This is a genomic window from Streptomyces sp. NPDC057002 (assembly GCF_042673825.1).
Classification (GTDB): Bacteria; Actinomycetota; Actinomycetes; order Streptomycetales; family Streptomycetaceae; genus Streptomyces.
The window spans coordinates 897,300-914,212 of the sequence record NZ_JBHURZ010000004.1 but is presented as its reverse complement, the minus strand read 5'-3'; the positions used below and the strand labels follow the sequence as shown (position 1 = coordinate 914,212).

General features: G+C 72.6%; 9 protein-coding genes. 4 read left to right on the top strand and 5 right to left on the bottom strand.

Annotation, left to right across the window (positions count from 1 at the left end; all coding sequences use genetic code 11):
- Positions 1–646 precede the first annotated feature (646 nt).
- Positions 647–1,195, bottom strand: coding sequence for a MarR family winged helix-turn-helix transcriptional regulator (locus ACFT32_RS24190; protein ID WP_376393006.1), 549 nt, complete (start codon positions 1,193–1,195; stop codon positions 647–649).
- A gap of 122 nt (positions 1,196–1,317) precedes the next feature.
- Between ACFT32_RS24190 and ACFT32_RS24185 the strand changes: the two genes are divergently transcribed.
- Entirely contained in the window at positions 1,318–2,583 is a 1,266-nt protein-coding gene (locus ACFT32_RS24185; RefSeq protein WP_382492784.1) for an MFS transporter, read from the top strand.
- A gap of 15 nt (positions 2,584–2,598) precedes the next feature.
- Here ACFT32_RS24185 and ACFT32_RS24180 read toward each other — a convergent pair whose 3' ends face one another.
- Complete coding sequence (locus ACFT32_RS24180) at positions 2,599–4,266, bottom strand: SpoIIE family protein phosphatase (RefSeq protein ID WP_382492674.1); 1,668 nt, start codon at positions 4,264–4,266, stop codon at positions 2,599–2,601.
- Positions 4,267–4,439: 173 nt separating this feature from the next.
- Complete coding sequence (locus tag ACFT32_RS24175) at positions 4,440–5,819, bottom strand: NAD(P)/FAD-dependent oxidoreductase (protein WP_382492672.1); 1,380 nt, start codon at positions 5,817–5,819, stop codon at positions 4,440–4,442.
- A 374-nt stretch (positions 5,820–6,193) separates the two neighbouring features.
- Here ACFT32_RS24175 and ACFT32_RS24170 point away from each other — a divergent pair, with 374 nt between their 5' ends.
- Both ACFT32_RS24170 and ACFT32_RS24165 read left to right on the top strand, forming a co-directional pair.
- Positions 6,194–6,964, top strand: a complete 771-nt coding sequence (locus ACFT32_RS24170) for a TetR/AcrR family transcriptional regulator (protein WP_382492669.1) — start codon at positions 6,194–6,196, stop codon at positions 6,962–6,964.
- 188 nt (positions 6,965–7,152) lie between these two features.
- Positions 7,153–9,102: a sigma-70 family RNA polymerase sigma factor gene (locus tag ACFT32_RS24165; RefSeq protein WP_382492666.1), complete on the top strand. Its 1,950-nt coding sequence runs from the start codon at positions 7,153–7,155 to the stop codon at positions 9,100–9,102.
- Here ACFT32_RS24165 and ACFT32_RS24160 read toward each other — a convergent pair.
- Positions 9,099–12,395 (bottom strand): BTAD domain-containing putative transcriptional regulator, encoded by a 3,297-nt coding sequence (locus ACFT32_RS24160; protein ID WP_382492663.1) that lies wholly within the window; start codon positions 12,393–12,395, stop codon positions 9,099–9,101. The genes ACFT32_RS24165 and ACFT32_RS24160 overlap by 4 nt on opposite strands.
- Positions 12,396–12,605: 210 nt before the next feature.
- On the bottom strand, positions 12,606–14,720 hold the full coding sequence (locus ACFT32_RS24155; protein WP_382492660.1) for an asparagine synthase-related protein: 2,115 nt from the start codon (positions 14,718–14,720) through the stop codon (positions 12,606–12,608).
- Between the two features lie 725 nt (positions 14,721–15,445).
- Between ACFT32_RS24155 and ACFT32_RS24150 the strand changes: the two genes are divergently transcribed.
- Positions 15,446–16,870: an MFS transporter gene (locus ACFT32_RS24150; protein ID WP_215120504.1), complete on the top strand. Its 1,425-nt coding sequence runs from the start codon at positions 15,446–15,448 to the stop codon at positions 16,868–16,870.
- Positions 16,871–16,913 lie beyond the last annotated feature (43 nt).

Below are 16,913 nucleotides of genomic sequence, written 5' to 3'. Positions count from 1 at the left end.
CCGGTCGACACCACGAGAGCGGAACAGTCAGGCGGAATAGGCCCGACCGTTCACAGCGTCCTCGCTGTGTTTTTTCAAAGGAACCTCGTCCCAGCTAATGCTGGAGACGGGGTATCAACATATCTGGCGTTGACTTTTGGCACGCTGTTGAGTTCTCAAGGAACGGTCGCTTCCTTTGTACTCACCCTCTCGGGCTTTCCTCCGGGCGCTTCCCTTCGGTCTTGCGTTTCCGACTCTATCAGATCTTTCCGATCCGATTTCCTCGGTGCTTTCCAGGTTCCCGCTTCCGCGTTTCCCTTTCCGGCGGTTCCGACTCTATCAGATCCTTTCGGGCCTGATCCCCAGTCAGTGGGGGTTGTCTTTGCGACTGTTGGGCCGTTCCGACGTGTCCAACCTTAGCGCGGTCTCTCGCCGTTTCCCAAATCGAGCCGGTGTCGAGTCGATCAGGCCGTCGAGTCCCAATTCGAATTGAATTCGGGCACGCCGAAAACAACTCCGCTGGGAGCGATCTTGCTAGTGGTTGGGTGCCGCTTGAGCGGCGAAAGTGCTGTCGCAGAACCGTTACGGCTCCGCGGCAACCCGAAGAACTTTACGGATCGGGCAGGGGGGTGTCAAGCGGCCCTTGTCAAGATCTTTTGTCGGGCCGTCAGTCCAGGTCTGAGAGGCGGCCGCCGGCGTCCGGCTGGGCGTCTTCCACCCTGCGCAACAGGCGGGTGAGGACGCCGCCGAGCGCGGTGCGCTCCACGGGGGTCAGGTCCTGGAGCAGGTCCTCCTCGAAGACCGTCGCCAGGCGCATTGCCTCCAGCCACTTCTCACGCCCCTCGGATGTCAGCTCCACGATGACTCGCACGCGGTTGGACTCGTCTCGCTCTCGGGTAACCAGCCCCTCGCCGACCATGCGGTCGATCCGGTGGGTCATGGCGGCCGGGGTGAGACCGAGGCGCTTGGCGAGGTCGCTGGGGCCCAGACGGTAGGGAGCGCCGGAGAGGACGAGGGCCTTGAGGACCTCCCACTCCGCGTTGCTGATGCCGAGGGCCGAGGTCTGACGGCCGTAGGCGACGTTCATGCGGCGGTTCAGGCGGGAGAGGGCCGAGACGATCTGCTCCACCTGGGGGTCGAGGTCCTGGAACTCGCGCTGGTACGCGGCGATCTGTTCTTCGAGGGTCGGCTCGCTGGGGCCGGGGGTGTCGCCCATGGCGGCAGTATGGCACGGACGTTCTTTGCCTTGAAGTCCTTGGGTATGTATTCTTTAGCTTCGAACTTTAGTTTCGAAGTCTTCACTCCTAACTTGTGGAAGAGGTGAACGTGACCAGGGCGATGGGCGCAGCGATGCGCCGGATTCACGTGGGTAACGCACTCAGCGCGTTCGGGCTCGGCTTCACGGTCCCGTATCTGTACGTCTATGTGGCGCAGGTGCGAGGGCTGGGAGCCATGACTGCGGGGCTGGTGCTCGCCGTCTTCGCTGTGGCCGCGCTGGTCGTGCTGCCGTTCGCCGGGCGGGCCATCGTCCGGCGGGGCCCGCTGCCGGTGTTGCTCGTCGCCCTGATCACCGCCGCCATAGGTGCCCTGAGTCTGGGGATCGCGAGCAGTGCGGCGGCCGTGCTGGTGTCGGCTTCCCTGCTGGGAGCCGGGCAGGCCGTGATGCAGCCGGCGCTGGCGACGATGATCGTGGACTGCTCGTCGGCGGAGACGCGGTCGCGTGCGTTCGCCATGCAGTTCTTCCTGCAGAACCTCGGGCTCGGTGTCGGTGGCCTCATCGGTGGTCATCTGGTCGACACGTCCAGTGCCGCCTCCTTCACCCTTCTCTTCTCGATCGAGGCGGCGATGTTCCTGCTGCTGGTCGTGGTGATGGTGACCGTGCGGATGCCGCGGGCTCCGCGGATCGAAGGCGCGCCCGTGGCGTCGGGGCGGGGCAGCTGGAAGCAGCTGCTGGGCAACCGGGCCATGGTGCAGCTGTGTGTGCTGGGCTTCGTGCTGTTCTTCGCCTGCTACGGGCAGTTCGAGTCGGGGCTGAGCGCGTACGGGGTGGAGGCCGCCGGGATATCGACGTCGGCACTGGGGACGGCGCTGGCGGCGAACACGCTGGTGATCGTCATCGCGCAGTTCGCCGTGCTGCGGTTCGTGGAGCGGCGGAGGCGGTCTCGGGTGATCGCGGTCGTGGGGCTGATCTGGGCCGTGGCGTGGGCCGTCGCCGGGTACGCGGGGCTCGGGCACGGGAGCCAGGAGATGACGACGGCCGCGTTCGTCTCGACGTACGCGTTGTTCGGGCTGGGCGAGGCGATGCTGTCGCCGACCGTGGCCCCGCTGGTCGCGGATCTCGCGCCGGAGGGGATGGCCGGGCAGTACAACTCGGCGTTCGCCCTGGTGAAGCAGCTCGCGCTGGCCGTCGGGCCGGCGGTGGGCGGGCCGCTGGGGGCCTCGCTGCACGCGCCGTACATCGTGGCGTTCCTGTTGTTCTCCCTCGGGATCACCGTCCTTGCGGTGCGGTTGGGGCGGCAGCTGACCGAGGCGCAGGATCAGCCGTGGCTGGTGAAGAGCCGGGTCGTGGCGCGGGGTGGGGCGCCCGTTTCCGCTGACGTCTGATCGGCTGCCCGTCGGCTAGGTCGTCCGGGTGCGCGGCAGGGCGAATTCGCACCACACCGCCTTGCCGCCGCCCGGGGTGCGTCTGCAGCCCCAGTTCGACGCGATGGTGGCGACGATGGCGATGCCCCGGCCCGACTCGTCGCCCGGTTCCGCGCGGCGGCGCCTGGGGAGGTGGTCGTCGCCGTCGGTGACCTCGATGATCAGGCGGCGGTCGGTGCGGCGCAGGCGCAGGCGCATCGGCGGGGTGCCGTGCTGGAGGGAGTTGGCGACCAGTTCGCTGGTGGCCAGGACGCCCAGGTCGTGCAGGTCGGCGGGGAAGCGCCAGCTGGTCAGGACGCCGGAGGCGAAGGCACGCGCGCGTGGGGCCGCTTCCACGCCGCCGAGGAGTTCCAGGGCGGCGTTGCGGAAGAGCTCTCCCTCCGCGCCTGTGCGGGCGGGGTGCTGGAGGACGAGGACGGCCACGTCGTCGTCGTGGTCGGGGGTCACTCCGGCCGAGCGGACCAGGCGGTCGCAGACGACCTGGGGTGTGCCGGTGGCGCCGGCCAGGGCGCGTTCCAGGGCGGCGATGCCCTCGTCGAGGTCGGCGTCCCGGCGTTCCACCAGGCCGTCCGTGTAGAGGACGGCCGTGGAGCCGGGGCTGAGGGGGATCGAGCCGGAGGAGTGCATCCAGCCGCCGGTGCCGAGCGGGGGGCCGGTGGGCTCCTCGGCGCGCAGGACCGTGCCGTTCTCGTCGCGGACGAGGATGGGGAGGTGCCCGGCCGAGGCGTAGACCAGCTTGCCCTCGTTCGGGTCGTGGACCGCGTACGCGCAGGTGGCGATCTGGTTGGCGTCGATCTCGGCTGCCAGGCCGTCGAGGAGCTGCAGGACCTCGTGCGGGGGCAGGTCGAGGCGGGCGTAGGCGCGGACCGCCGTGCGGAGCTGGCCCATCACCGCCGCCGCCCGGACGCCGCGGCCCATGACGTCGCCGATGACGAGGGCCGTGCGGCCGCCGCCCAGGGTGATCACGTCGTACCAGTCGCCGCCGACCGCGGCCTCCGTGCCGCCGGGGTGGTAGGTGGCGGCGACGCGCAGGTCGTCCGGCTCTTCGAGTTCCTGGGGGAGCAGGGATCTCTGCAGGGTCACCGCTGTTTCGCGCTGGCGGCGTTCGCTGGCGCGGAGGCGTTCGGCGGCTTCGGCGTGGTCGGTGACGTCGGTGGCGAAGACCAGGACACCGCGGCCTTCGCTGCCGCCCTCGCCGTCGCCCTGGGCGACCGGGGTGCAGGTGAAGGTGTACGAGCGGCCGTCGGGAGCCTTGCGGGACTTCACCGTGCGGGGCTTGCCGCTGCGCTGGACCTGGTCCAGGAGGGGGAACAGGCCGAGGGCGTCCAGCTCCGGGAGGACCTCGCGGGCGCGTTCGCCCAGGGGGCGGACTCCGAAGGCGGTCGTGTAGGCGTCGTTGACGTAGGCGATGCGGTGGTCGGGGCCGTGGACGAGGGCGACGAGGGAGGGGACGCGGTCGAGGACCTCGCGCACCCGCAGTTCGTCGACGGCGGGTACGGACGGGGTCTCGTCGGTCAGCTGTTCGGCGCGGGCGGCGGGTACGGAGCCGTCCCCCCGCCGGTCCGGGGAGGCCGTCTGCTCGGTCCGCGCTGCGGCGCGGCGCTGCGTTCCGGGGAGCCGGGCGCTCCAGCGCGTGAAGTTCACGAATCCTTGCCTCGTGTAGTCGTCGGCGGCCGGCACCGGAACCGGCCGGGGCCCCGGGGGCCCGCACCGGGGCGAGTGGTGGCACGCCCGCGGTGGTGGACCAGTCTGGCAGTGCGTGGACCGGACCGGCATCCGTCAGACGCCGGGCCGGCCGTTGGAGTTCCTGGGTCCGGTCAGGACGACCCCTTCGGGTTGTGCGGGGGGTCTTGAGAAGGCTTTCCACCGGCCGCGAGTTCGAACTCCGCCCGGGGGTGTTCGAGTGAACCCAGCGAGACGATCTCCCGTTTGAACAGTCCGGCCAGGGACCATTCGGCGAGCACGCGCGCCTTGCGGTTGAAGGTGGGCACGCGGCTGAGGTGGTAGGCGCGGTGCATGAACCAGGCGGGGTAGCCCTTGAGCTTGCGTCCGTAGACGTGGGCGACGCCCTTGTGCAGGCCGAGGGAGGCGACCGAGCCGACGTACTTGTGGGTGTAGGTGGCGAGGGGTTCGCCGCGCAGGGCGTGCACGATGTTGTCGCCGAGGACCCGGGCCTGGCGGACGGCGTGCTGGGCGTTGGGGGCACACTCGCCGCCGGGTTTCTCGGCCGTGACGTCGGGGACTGCCGCGGCGTCTCCCGCCGCCCACGCGTGCGAGGTGCCCTCGATCGTCAGTTCCGGCGTGCACTTGAGCCGTCCGCGGCCGTTGCGGGGCAGGTCGGTGGCGGCGAGGACCGGGTGGGGTTTCACGCCGGCGGTCCAGACGACCGTACGGGTGGGGAAGCGGGCGCCGTCGCTGAGGGCCGCCACCCGGTCCGCGCAGGAGTCCAGGCGGGTCCGCAGGCGTACGTCGATGTTGCGGCGACGCAGTTCGGTGACGGTGTAGCGGCCCATCTCCTCGCCGACCTCGGGCAGGATGCGGTCCGAGGCCTCGACGAGGATCCACTTCATGTCCTCGGGCCGGATGTTGTGGTAGTAGCGCGCGGCGTAGCGGGCCATGTCCTCCAGTTCGCCGAGTGCCTCCACACCGGCGAAGCCGCCGCCGACGAAGACGAAGGTGAGGGCCGCGTCGCGGATCGCGGGGTCGCGGGTGGAGGAGGCGATGTCCATCTGCTCGATGACGTGGTTGCGCAGGCCGATGGCCTCCTCGACGGTCTTGAAGCCGATGCCGTGGTCGGCGAGGCCGGGGACCGGCAGGGTGCGCGAGACGGAGCCGGGGGCGAGGACGAGTTCGTCGTAGGCCAGCCGCTCTCCGCCCGTGCCCTCCTCCGCGGTGGCGAGGGTCCTGATGGTGGCGGTGCGTTTCGCGTGGTCGACGGCGGTCGCTTCACCGATGACGACGTGGCACCGGTCGAGGACGCGGCGCAGCGGCACGACGACGTGGCGGGGCGAGATGGCGCCGGCTGCGGCTTCGGGGAGGAAGGGCTGGTACGTCATGTACGGGTCGGGTGTGACGACCGTGATCTCCACCTCGTCCCGGTCCAGTTCCCGTTTCAGTCTGCGCTGCAGGCGCAGGGCCGTGTACATCCCGACGTAGCCACCACCGACAACGAGAATGCGCGCACGTTCCTTCACCATCCCATGACGCACCCGTCGCTTGCGTTTGTCCACAGCCTCGACCAATTGTGTGACCGGAGCGGAAGAGCGCGCGGAGTTGGCCGGATTAACAAGCTGTGAAGGAAACGCGCAGGTCAGCTGGGGTGGTGCGGGAGGCGCGCAGGGGCACATTCAGGACGTATACGGCCCGTACTCCGATCGGTGGGCGCTCCGTGCGGAACCTGCCCCTTCTGAATTGACTCCCTCTCAACTATGTTCGTGTGTCGACGGGGTGTAGGGGGATGCGCTCACCGGGTCCGCGACGGGCGGGCCCGCGGACCCGGGCCTGTTCCCCTGTCCCGGCATCGAATGGCGGGGAGTCTCCGGGGGGAGACGTCATTACCGGGGGAATACGTATGCATGTTCAGGATTCTCATTGGTCGTCCGCATCCGCTCTTACGGCGGGTGGCGCGACGTTGAGCGCGGCGGTGGGCAGCGGACGCGGGGACGGTCCGCGCACGACACCGCTGCGCGTGGACGCACAGCGCAATCTGGAGCACGTGCTGCGTGCTGCGCGTGAGGTCTTCGGCGAGCTGGGGTACGGCGCGCCGATGGAGGACGTCGCGCGACGCGCGCGGGTCGGTGTGGGCACGGTGTACCGGCGGTTCCCGAGCAAGGACGTCCTGGTGCGGCGGATAGCCGAGGAGGAGACCTCCCGGCTGACCGACCAGGCGCGTGCGGCGCTCGGGCAGGAGGAGGAGCCGTGGTCGGCTCTTTCGCGTTTCCTGCGTACGTCGGTGGCCTCCGGTGCCGGGCGGCTGCTGCCGCCGCAGGTGCTGCGGGTCTCGGTCGAGGAGGACCGTGCCGGTCAGGCGCGGGTGCCGCAGCAGCGGACGCAGCCGGGTACGACGGAGCTGCGGCTGGTTCCGGAGGAGCCGGTGGCGGTGGCCGCGGTACCGGCGGTCGCCGCGGAGGACGACGCCGGGGCGGCGGCGCTGCTCGAGGTCGTGGGTCAGCTCGTGGAGCGGGCGCGTGCGGCGGGTGAGCTGCGGCCGGACGTGTCGGTGTCGGACGTACTGCTGGTGATCGCGACGGCCGCGCCCTCGCTGCCGGACGCGGCTCAGCAGGCGGCCGCCTCGGCCCGGCTGCTGGACATCCTGCTGGAGGGACTGCGCTCGCGGCCCTGAGTGGCAGGGCCCGGAGGGACCCGGAGTAAAAGGGGAGCCTTCCCCGATTGGGTGATGGCTAGTGCTGGCGTGCGATAAATCCCCACGGATGAGTGATCGTCCGAACTCCGGGGTCCTGACCAAGGGCCCCTGTGGCACTCTGACCCGGTGGTCTGGACGGGTTGGGCGGCTGGCGGGGGCTTTCCGCGATGAACGTTGACGGGCGGGACGAGCAAGTACCGAGCCAGGGCGGGCGCGCGAGCGTCCCGCCGGGCGGGCATCCCGCCGACGGCTCGGTCCCGGCACAGCGCGACCGGCACGAGGACAGCGTCCTGCCGCCACCCCGTGAGCTCCCGCCGGCCGACGCCGAGCTCATCGAGTGGATGCGGTCGGGCGACGACACGGCGTACGAGGAGCTGTACCGGCGCCATGCGCAGGCCGTGCGCCGGTATGCCCGGACCTGCTGCCGTGACGCGTACACCGCGGACGACCTGACCGCCGAGGTCTTCGCCCGCATGCTCCAGGCGGTGCGCGGCGGCTCCGGCCCTCAGTACACCATCCGCGCCTACCTGCTCACCTCCGTGCGGCGCGTCGCCGCCTCCTGGACGAGGTCGGCGCGGCGGGAACAGCTCGTCGACGACTTCGCGGTCTTCGCCGCCCAGTCCGCGCACGGGCCCGACGTGTCCGACGGCGACACGCTCGAACTGGGCGCGGACGTACGGGCGATGCACCACGCCGAGCGGTCCATGGCCATGCAGGCCTTCCGGTCGCTGCCCGAGCGGTGGCAGGCCGTGCTCTGGCACACCGAGGTCGAGGACGAGTCGCCCAGCGAGGTCGCCACGCTCTTCGGCCTGGACGCCAACGGCACGCGGGTGCTCGCCAGCCGGGCCCGTGAGGGCCTCAAGCAGGCCTACCTCCAGGCCCACGTCAGCGCCACGCTCACCGGCGACGAGGAGTGCGCGCGCTACGCCGACCAGCTCGGCACCTACGCCCGGGGCCGGCTGCGCACCCGTGCCGAGCGCGGGCTGCGCAAGCACCTGGAGGAGTGCGCGAGGTGCCGGCTGGCCGCTAGCCAGATCGCGGAAGTGGCCGGTGGCATCCCCGCCGTCGTTCCGGTCGCGGTCATCGGCTGGTTCGGTGCCGCCGGGTACGCCAAGGTGGCCGGGCTCATCGCCGGAGGGGCGGGAGCGGCCGGTGCCGCGGGTGCGGCCGCGACGGCGGGCGGAGGCTCGTCCGGCGCGGCAGCGGGCACGGGCGCGGGTGCCGGTTCGTCCGGTGGGGCGGGAAGCGGCGGCGGTGCGGCGGCGTCCGAGGGGATCGGCGCGCCCCTGAAGGCCGGTATCGCGGCAGGTGTCGTCGCCGTGGGTGTCGTGGCCGCGGTGGTGATGGCCCTGGCCGGCAACGAGAAACCGAAGGAGGAAGCGAGGGCAGCTCCCCCTTCCCCGGCCTCCCCGACGTCACCGGTGGTGCGGCCCGGCGAGCCCACACCCACGCCCTCCCCCTCGAACTCGAACCGGGAGCCCGGTCCGCGGCCCCCGGGGATCGTGCCCGCGCGCGCCGAGACGCCCGCGCCGACGCCGACCACCCCGGGGACCGGCCCGAGTCCCACCCGCTCCTCGGCCGAGACACCGGCACCGGAACCCACCCCGCCGCCCGCGTCCCCGAGGCCGACACCGCCCCCTGCACCCACGCCCACACCGCCCCCGACCGAGGCGCCGCCCGCCCCGGCCGTCTACCAGTGGAGCGAGCTGTCGTACGACATCAGCGGTGACGGCACCGAGCCCGAGATGCGGATCGGGGCGAGCAGCTGGGTCTGGAAGCGGTACGGCATGTCGGTAGGCGACCAGCGGTACACGCACGGCGTCACCGTGCACGGCCGCTCCTCGGTCACCATCGACCTCAACCGGTCCTGCTCCTCGTACGACGCGCTCGTCGGTGTGGACGACCTGACGCTGAGGCTGGGCCAGGTGCGCTTCTCCGTCTACGCCGACGGGGTCCGGCTGTGGCGGTCCGGGCTGGTCGAGGGCGGGGACCCGGCCGTCCCGGTCCATGTGAACCTCGCCGGCCGCAGCACCGTACGGCTGGCCGTGGAACCGCGCGGTGCCCTCGACAACGTGGCCCTGGCGGACTGGGCGGACTCGAAGTTCACCTGCGCCTAGCGCGGCTCGGCGGCGTACGGACTCCGCGCCTCGTCCAGTTCGCGCAGGACGTCGTCAGCGGTGAGGGCCGTGCCCCGGGCGCGCTCCGCCTCGCAGCGGACGCTGCCCAGGGCGGTGCGAGCGGTGGCCGCGGTCCGTTCCGCCTGGGCGTGTTCCGGCATGGGGCGGGGGCGGCCGGCCCGCCACTGGTCGCCGGCGCCGAGCAGCCGTGCCGCACGCCGGAAGTCGCCGAGGTCGGCCAGCAGTCCCGCAGCGCTGTCCACGACCGTCGCCCGGATCATGTCGGAGCACCGCCGGTCCACGGCATCGCGCAGGGCTCCGGCCAGTTTGGCCAGGGCCGGCCCCGGAGCGGTCTCGCTCGCCGTGATCACGGCGTCGATCAGATCCAGCATCACCATGAACTGGGGCGGCGGAGTGCCACGCGCGGCCTCCCCGCGCGCCGCCTCGCACAGCTCGCGCGCCCGCTCGATGTGTCCCTCCTCGAACGCCATCTGGGCCCGCAGCAGCAGGACGAACGCCTTCGAGTCCGCCACGACATACCGGTCGGCGGCGGCACTCGCCTCGTCCAGCGCCGCCAGCGCGGCCGGGCGGTCTCCCGCGCGGTAGGCGATCTCCGCGAGCCGGGCGATGAGGAACGGTGACTCGGCATACGCGCCCACCTCGTAGGCGAGCCGCAGGGCCTCCTCGTACTCCCCCTTGGCCTCCTCGAAGCGGCCGCGCGCCATGGCGGCCTCGCCGGCCGCGCTGCACACCTGGGCCCGCAGCCAGCGGTCTCCGGCGCGGCGGCTGAGGGTGCGCAGTTCCGCGAGGTCGTCGTCCACGCCATCAAGGTCGCCGGGGGCGTCCACCACCATGTGCGTACGGAACATCAGGGCGACGGCGGTCTCCCAGTCGCCGCCGTGGGCACGGCAGTTGGCGACGGCGGAGTCCATGGCGGCGCGGACGTCCCGCAGCTCCCCCACGAAGGAGGCGATCATCGGCCAGACGAGCCCCGGGATCCGGGCCGCCTGCGGTCCGCCGGCCTCGAAGTACGCCCACACCCGCGTCACATACTGGCGCCGCTCGCCCCCGAACGCGTTCATGGGCGTGTCCTCGGCCATGAAGAACAGATGCAGCATGCGCAGTCGCATCCGCAGGGCGTGCAGCGGATGTTCCGTTTCCCCGTCCGGCATGGCGAGGAAGTGGTCGACGGGGTCGGGCGCCACACCCGGCTCGCCGCCGGACGGCTCACGGCCCGCGGCATCCATCGCCGCTCCCAGGCGCAGGGTGCGGTCGAGCCACTCCATGCCCTCGTGCCGGTAGGTGCGCAGCCACCAGAACCAGCCCATGGCCAGGGCAAGGGCACCGGCCTCCGCCTCGTCCCCGGCGGTGAGGGTCCGGTCGAGGGCCGCGCGGATGTTGTCCAGCTCGGTCTCCAGGCGGGAGATCCACGGCAGTTGCCCGGTGGAGCGCAGCAGCGGGTCGGCCCGCTCGACGAGCGCGCGCACCCACGCCTGGTGCCTGCGCTCGGCCGATGTCCGCAGCCGCGGAACCTCGGCGGCTCGCTCGACCGCGTACTCGTGGATGGTCTCCAGCATGCGGTACCGCATGCCGGCGGAGCCGTCGCGCTCGCCGGGGGCGGCCACGACGAGGGACTTGTCGACGAGCGCCCCGATCAGCTCGGCGGCGGGCCCGGTGCACACCGCCTCGGCCGCCGCGAGGTCCCAGCCGCCCGCGAACACGGACACCTCGCACAGCATCGTCCGCTCGGCCTCTTCGAGCAGGTCCCACGACCAGTCGACGACGGCACGCAGGGTCTGCTGGCGGGGCAGGACCGTACGGCTCCCGGAGGTGAGGAGGCGGAAGCGGTCGTCGAGCCGGTCGGCGATCTGCCGGGGGGTGAGCAGCCGGAGCCGGGCCGCCGCCAGCTCGATGGCGAGCGGCAGACCGTCCAGCCGCCGGCAGATCTCCGCCACCGCCCGCTCGTCACGGAGCACGGCGTCCGTGTCGGGACGGACGGCGGCGGCGCGCTCCGCGAACAGCCGGCGGGCCTGGTCCGGGCGCAGGGGCTCGACCGGACGGACCAACTCGCCCGGCACGCCGAGGGGTTCACGGCTGGTGGCGAGGATCGTGAGGCCGGGGCAGCGGGTCAGCAGGGTTTCGGCGAGGTGGGCGGCGGCGCCGATGACATGCTCGCAGTTGTCAAGGATCAGAATCTGGCTGCGCGGGGCGCAGTACTCCACGAGCAGGGCGACCGGGTCGTCCGGCACGGCCGTCAGCTCGCTGGTCATCAGCACGGTCTCGCGCAGACCGAGCGCGCTGACCACCGCTCCGGGCACCGCCTCCGGCCGGTCGAGCGGGGCGAGCTCGGCCAGCCAGGCCTGCGGAAGCCCGGCGGCGGCCTCCTCGGCGAGACGGGTCTTGCCGGAGCCGCCCGGTCCGGTGAGGGTGACGAGCCGGGCCCTGTGCACATCGGAACGGATGGCGCTGATCTCGGGTTCCCGGCCCACGAAAGAGGTCAGACGGGGACGGATGTTGCCGGTGCGCTCGGGTCGTACGGGGGGTGTCGCCGACGAGGGTTTCGGGTCCTGCGCGGACGCGCCGAGCAACTCCGCGTGCAGGGCGCGCAACTTCGGGCCCGGATCGGTACCGAGGCCCTCGGCGAGGGCTCGGCGGGCCGACTCGTACGCGGCGAGGGCGGCGGCTTGCCGGCCGGTGTCGCGCAGGGCGCGGATGAGGAGCGCGTGCAGAGGCTCGTCGTACGGGTGTACGGCGGTCAGTTCCCGCAGTTCCGGTACGACGTCCAGTGCTCGGCCGAGCCGTAGGCGGGCCTCGGCCCGGGCCCGGGCCGCCTCCAGGCGCGTGGCCTCCGGGCGGGTCGCGGCGGAGCGGTCGGGAAGGTCGGCGAGGGCGGGGCCGCGCCAGAGGGCGAGGGCGTCGTCGAGATGCCGTTCCGCGAGGGCGGGGGTGTCGGCGGCGAGGGCGTCGGTGCCCTGCTGGACGAGCCGTTCGAAGACGAAGAGGTCGATGTCGTCCTGCGTGGCGGTGAGGCGGTAGCCGCCGGTTTCGGAGGTCGTCACGGCGTTCTTGCCGAGTGCGCGGCGGAGGCGGCCGATGAGGGCCTGGAGGGCGGCGGGGGCGTCCTGGGGTGGGTCGTCCGGCCATACCTCGTCGATCAGCGTCTGGGGTGTGGTGGTGTGGGAGGGGCGTAGGGCGAGGGCGGTGAGCAGGGCGCGGAGGCGGGGGCCGCCGAGGGGGACGGCTGCGCCGTGGTCGTCCTCTGCCGTGGTGGTGCCCAGGATTCTGTACCGCACGGGGTCATTGTCGCTGGGGTGGGGGTGGGGGCTGCGGGGTTTTTGAACGCGGGGTGTTGGTGCTGCTGTGCGTTTGAGGTGCCCGGCGTTGCTGCTGAAGCCGGGGCGTTGCGCAGCTCGGCGCGACGAGGTGCCGCTGCGCCCACCCGTGCCGCCCTTAGCGGCACGATTGCCCGCAGCTAGGGCAGCCAGGGCGGGGCCGTCCGTCGTTCAGCCGGGCCTTCCCCCTGCCCCCGCCCCCAACGCGCCCCGCTGTGGGGCGATTCCCGCCGGTACCGCTCGCTGGCGAGCCGGTGTGCCCGTCCAGCAGGTGCCTCGGCGGGCCAGGAGGCGGCGGAGCCAGAGTTCCAGGGAGACGAGGTCCGCGAGGCCGTCGAGGGGGAGGGGTTCGCCGGCCGCCGCGGAGCGGAGGGCCTTGCGGACGACTCGGGCCTCGACCAGGCCCGCTTCCGCAAGGAGGGGCGTGTCGAACAGGGTCACCAGGGAGTCCGCCGCCACTCTCAGGCCCGTTCGGGCCGCGGCCGCCTCGGTCGCCTGGGTCGGGACGCCCCACCCGGGCGGCAGCTCCCGCACTCCGGCCCCCTCCAGCACCGTACGCAGGATCGCCGCACGCGCCCCGGGCCGTACCCGCAACGCCTCGGGCAGCGCCCGGGCCGCGCGTACGACCTGGTTGTCGAGGAAGGGCGCGTGCAGCCGCTGGAAGCGGATCTCCGCGGCCTGCTCCAGCACCCGCAGGTCCGCCGCGTGCCGCGCCAGCGCCGCACGCGCGCGGAAGTCGCCCGGCCGCTGCCCCGGACCCACCAGTTCCGACCGGTGTGTGGACGCCTGAAGGCGAACCGATACTTCAGCGAGTGCCTCGCCGGTCAGCCAGCGCGCGGCCGGCCCGGGTCTGCCCCAGGTCAGCGCGGCGAGCGAGGCCTCCACCGCGCCACCGGGCGCGTCGAGACCGTCGTCCGACCGGTGGTCGAGCAGACGCTCGGCCAGGGACTCGATACCCGACCGGTACGGCGTACGGGAGAGCCGTCGCGCCGCGGCGTACACGCGCGCGGGGACCAGCACGGACCCGTCCGCCTTGGCCAGCGCTGCGACCGGCCGCACGAGATGGCGCCGCCGGCGGTCCATCAGCAGGTCGGCCAGCCGGGCCGGATGGGCGTCCAGGACCTGGCGGGCCCCGTAGCCGGTGAAGTGGTCCGCGCTGCCGGACGCCAGCCGTGCCCGGTGCCGGGCCGCCGACACCAGGCACGGCCCGGGTTCGTCGGTCAGCGGGCCGTCCAGGTCGGCGTACGGAAGGGTCTCCTCGCCGCCCGCCACGACCACGTGGTGCAGCCGCGGGTTCGCCGCCAGCGCGCCCGCCCGCTCCAGCTCGGCCTCCTGCCCCGGGACGGCGAGGTCGTTGAACGTGACCGCCAGCAGCCGCTCCCCCGCGCCCGTGCCGTGCCCCAGCACCGTGCCCGGCATCCCGGGCAGCCCCGAGGCCAGCAGCGCCAGCGTCCCCGAGGCCGGTCCGCCGGACAGGTCCGCCCCGATGCCCGGGACGGGCATCCCGCGCGCGGCACGCCGCTCGGCGGGTCCCATGCCGGGCACGGGGCCGGGGTCTATGTCCGCCCCGGGGACGTGCCGCGGCGCGGACAGCCGGGTCCGTACGGCCTCCACGAGCGCGTCGCGCACTGCGTCGACCGCGCTGTCGGGGTCGGCCGGAGGCGCCGCCACCGCCAGCGAGGCGACGGGCTCGTACCCGGCGATCTCCCGCGCACCGGCGCGCAGGATCAGGGCATGCCCCGGCGGAATGCGCTTCACGCCGTCGTACGGCGTGGAGTCGTGCAGCGCGGCGGGTACGTCAGGGGCGGCCAGCAGCGCGGCGAGGTGCCCGAAGTCGAGGTTGGCCTCGATGAGGTCGGCCAGCGGCAGTGCGGCCGTCGCGTACGCCGTACCGCCGGCCCAGGGCGTGTGGAACACCGGCCGCGCGCCCGCGAGATCGCCGCAGACGGTGAGCCTCCTGCCGACCTGCACGATCGCGGTGTAGCTGCCCGGCCAGGCGGTGAGGTGCCGAAGTGCCCCGCCGCGTGCGGCGAACAGCGCGACGCGCAGCTGCTCGTCGGTGGCGCCGCAGATGCCGAGGACCGCGATACGGGTCTGGTCGTCGGCCTTCACCACCCGCACCTCGTCGGGGCGCCAGTCGCCGACCGCCCACAGCGGATCGGGGTCGCCCCACAGGAGTTGGGAACCCACCGGGTGCACGGTCTCGCCGTCCTGCCCCGTCGCGCCCGCCGCACCGGCAGCGAGTGCTCCCGCGGCGGTGCTGCTCCATCCCACCAACCACCGCATCGCCGCCTCCACAGGCTGTGGACAACCAGTGCACCGTACGAACCGGTTCACCATGCTGCCATGAAGGAAGCACTCCAGAGGGCCCCGACGCCGCTTGCGCTCCGTTGAATGCGCCCCGGCGGCGACACCCGCACCGCCTCGAACACCCCCGGCACAGCAAACACGGCCGGGACGCAAGGCGCCCCAGCGACACGTCTCGCCTGCGATTGCGGCGCGAATGCGCCCTCAATACGCGCCCCGAATACGCCCGATGCGCCCTCAAGTACCGTGGTCGGAGCCCTGATACCCCACGACCGGTGGGGTCGATTTTCAGCCAAATCGCCGTTACGCGGACAGCGTCGAACACGCTCCGTACAGGCTTGGCGTACCACCACTCGATCGCGCAGTCCGGGAGACGGAGCACGCCTCCCGGACCGTTCCGCCGCCCGCGGGGATGTAGGCGGCGGTGTCCCCCAGCCCACTGGATCCAGTACAGCGGGCCGACCCACGCAATGACCATGGAACCGCTCCCGCGATGGCTGGAGAAGAGCGCACAGGCAGGCGCACGGCCACACAGTGGGAGCACGCCGCAACAGCCCGTATCTGAACCGCACTTCAGTACGGACCACAATCCCGCCAACCGGAACAATGCCCCTTAACGCTTGGGATGCGGCGAACTACGCTGGGTTTACGAATGCCGCGTGGTTATGCCAGTGCCGGCAGCCGTCTGTGTCGAGGGGTGGCTCATGTCCAGGGAGCAACGCGGGCCGAACGAGAAACTCGGCGCCGTTCTCGCCCTCGCGGGAATCAGCAACGCAGGCCTCGCGCGGCGTGTCAACGACCTCGGCGCCCAGCGCGGTCTGACGCTTCGCTACGACAAGACGTCGGTGGCGCGCTGGGTGTCGAAGGGCATGGTGCCGCAGGGTGCGGCGCCGCACCTCATCGCCGCCGCCATCGGCCAGAAACTCGGCCGCCCGGTGCCGCTCCACGAGATCGGCCTGGCGGACGCGGACCCCGCGCCCGAAGTCGGCCTCGCCTTCCCGCGGGACGTCGGCCAGGCGGTGCGGTCCGCGACGGAGCTGTACCGCCTCGACCTCGCCGGCCGCCGGGCCGGGACCGGCGGCATCTGGCAGTCACTGGCCGGATCGTTCGCGGTGAGCGCGTACGCGACGCCCGCCTCACGATGGCTGATAACCCCGGCCGACAGTTCGGTCGCGCGTGACGTGGGCCCCGGCGAGGGCTCCGGCGCACCGCTCAAAGTCGGCCACAGCGATGTGCAGAAGCTGCGGGAGGCCGCCGAGGACGCGCGGCGCTGGGACTCCAAGTACGGCGGCGGCGACTGGCGTTCGTCGATGGTCCCCGAGTGCTTAAGGGTGGAGGCCGCCCCCCTGCTGCTCGGCTCCTACTCCGACGAGGTCGGCCGGGCCCTCTTCGGCGCCTCCGCGGAACTCACCCGGCTCGCGGGCTGGATGGCCTTCGACACCGGCCAGCAGGAAGCGGCCCAGCGCTACTACATCCAGGCCCTGCGCCTGGCCCGGGCGGCGGCGGACGTCCCCCTCGGGGGCTATGTCCTGGCCTCCATGTCCCTCCAGGCCACCTACCGCGGCTTCGGCGACGAGGGCGTGGACCTCGCCCAGGCCGCCCTGGAACGCAACCGCGGACTGGCGACGGCCCGCACCATGAGCTTCTTCCGCCTCGTCGAGGCACGCGCGCATGCCCGCGCGAGTGACGCCCCGGCGGCCGGCGGCGCCCTGAAGGCGGCCGAGAGCTGGCTGGAGCGCGCCCGTCCCGGCGACAACGACCCGAGCTGGCTCGGCTTCTACTCCTACGACCGGTTCGCCGCCGACGCGGCCGAGTGCTACCGCGATCTCAAGGCGCCCCGCCAGGTCCGCCGCTTCACCGAGCAGGCGCTCTCGAAGCCGACGGAGGAGTTCGTCCGCTCGCACGGTCTGCGCCTCGTCGTCTCGGCGGTGGCCGAACTGGAGTCGGGGAACCTGGACGCGGCGTGCGAGCAGGGGGTGCGGGCGGTGGAGGTCGCCGGGCGCATCTCGTCCGCCCGGACCACGGAGTACGTGAAGGATCTTCTTCACCGGCTGGAGCCGTACGGGGACGAGCCGCGGGTGGTCGAGCTCCGCGAGCGTGCCCGGCCGCTGCTCGTGGCTCCCGCCTGAGCGGCGTGATCGCCGCCGTCCACGCGTTTGAAGGCGATGTCAG

Coding starts and splice junctions, on each gene's coding strand:
- ACFT32_RS24175 (WP_382492672.1), bottom strand. CDS start 5,819: ATGGTGAAGGAACGTGCGCGCATTCTCGTTGTCGGTGGTGGCTACGTC.
- ACFT32_RS24155 (WP_382492660.1), bottom strand. CDS start 14,720: ATGCGGTGGTTGGTGGGATGGAGCAGCACCGCCGCGGGAGCACTCGCT.
- ACFT32_RS24190 (WP_376393006.1), bottom strand. CDS start 1,195: ATGGGCGACACCCCCGGCCCCAGCGAGCCGACCCTCGAAGAACAGATC.
- ACFT32_RS24150 (WP_215120504.1), top strand. CDS start 15,446: ATGTCCAGGGAGCAACGCGGGCCGAACGAGAAACTCGGCGCCGTTCTC.
- ACFT32_RS24165 (WP_382492666.1), top strand. CDS start 7,153: ATGAACGTTGACGGGCGGGACGAGCAAGTACCGAGCCAGGGCGGGCGC.
- ACFT32_RS24170 (WP_382492669.1), top strand. CDS start 6,194: ATGCATGTTCAGGATTCTCATTGGTCGTCCGCATCCGCTCTTACGGCG.
- ACFT32_RS24185 (WP_382492784.1), top strand. CDS start 1,318: ATGGGCGCAGCGATGCGCCGGATTCACGTGGGTAACGCACTCAGCGCG.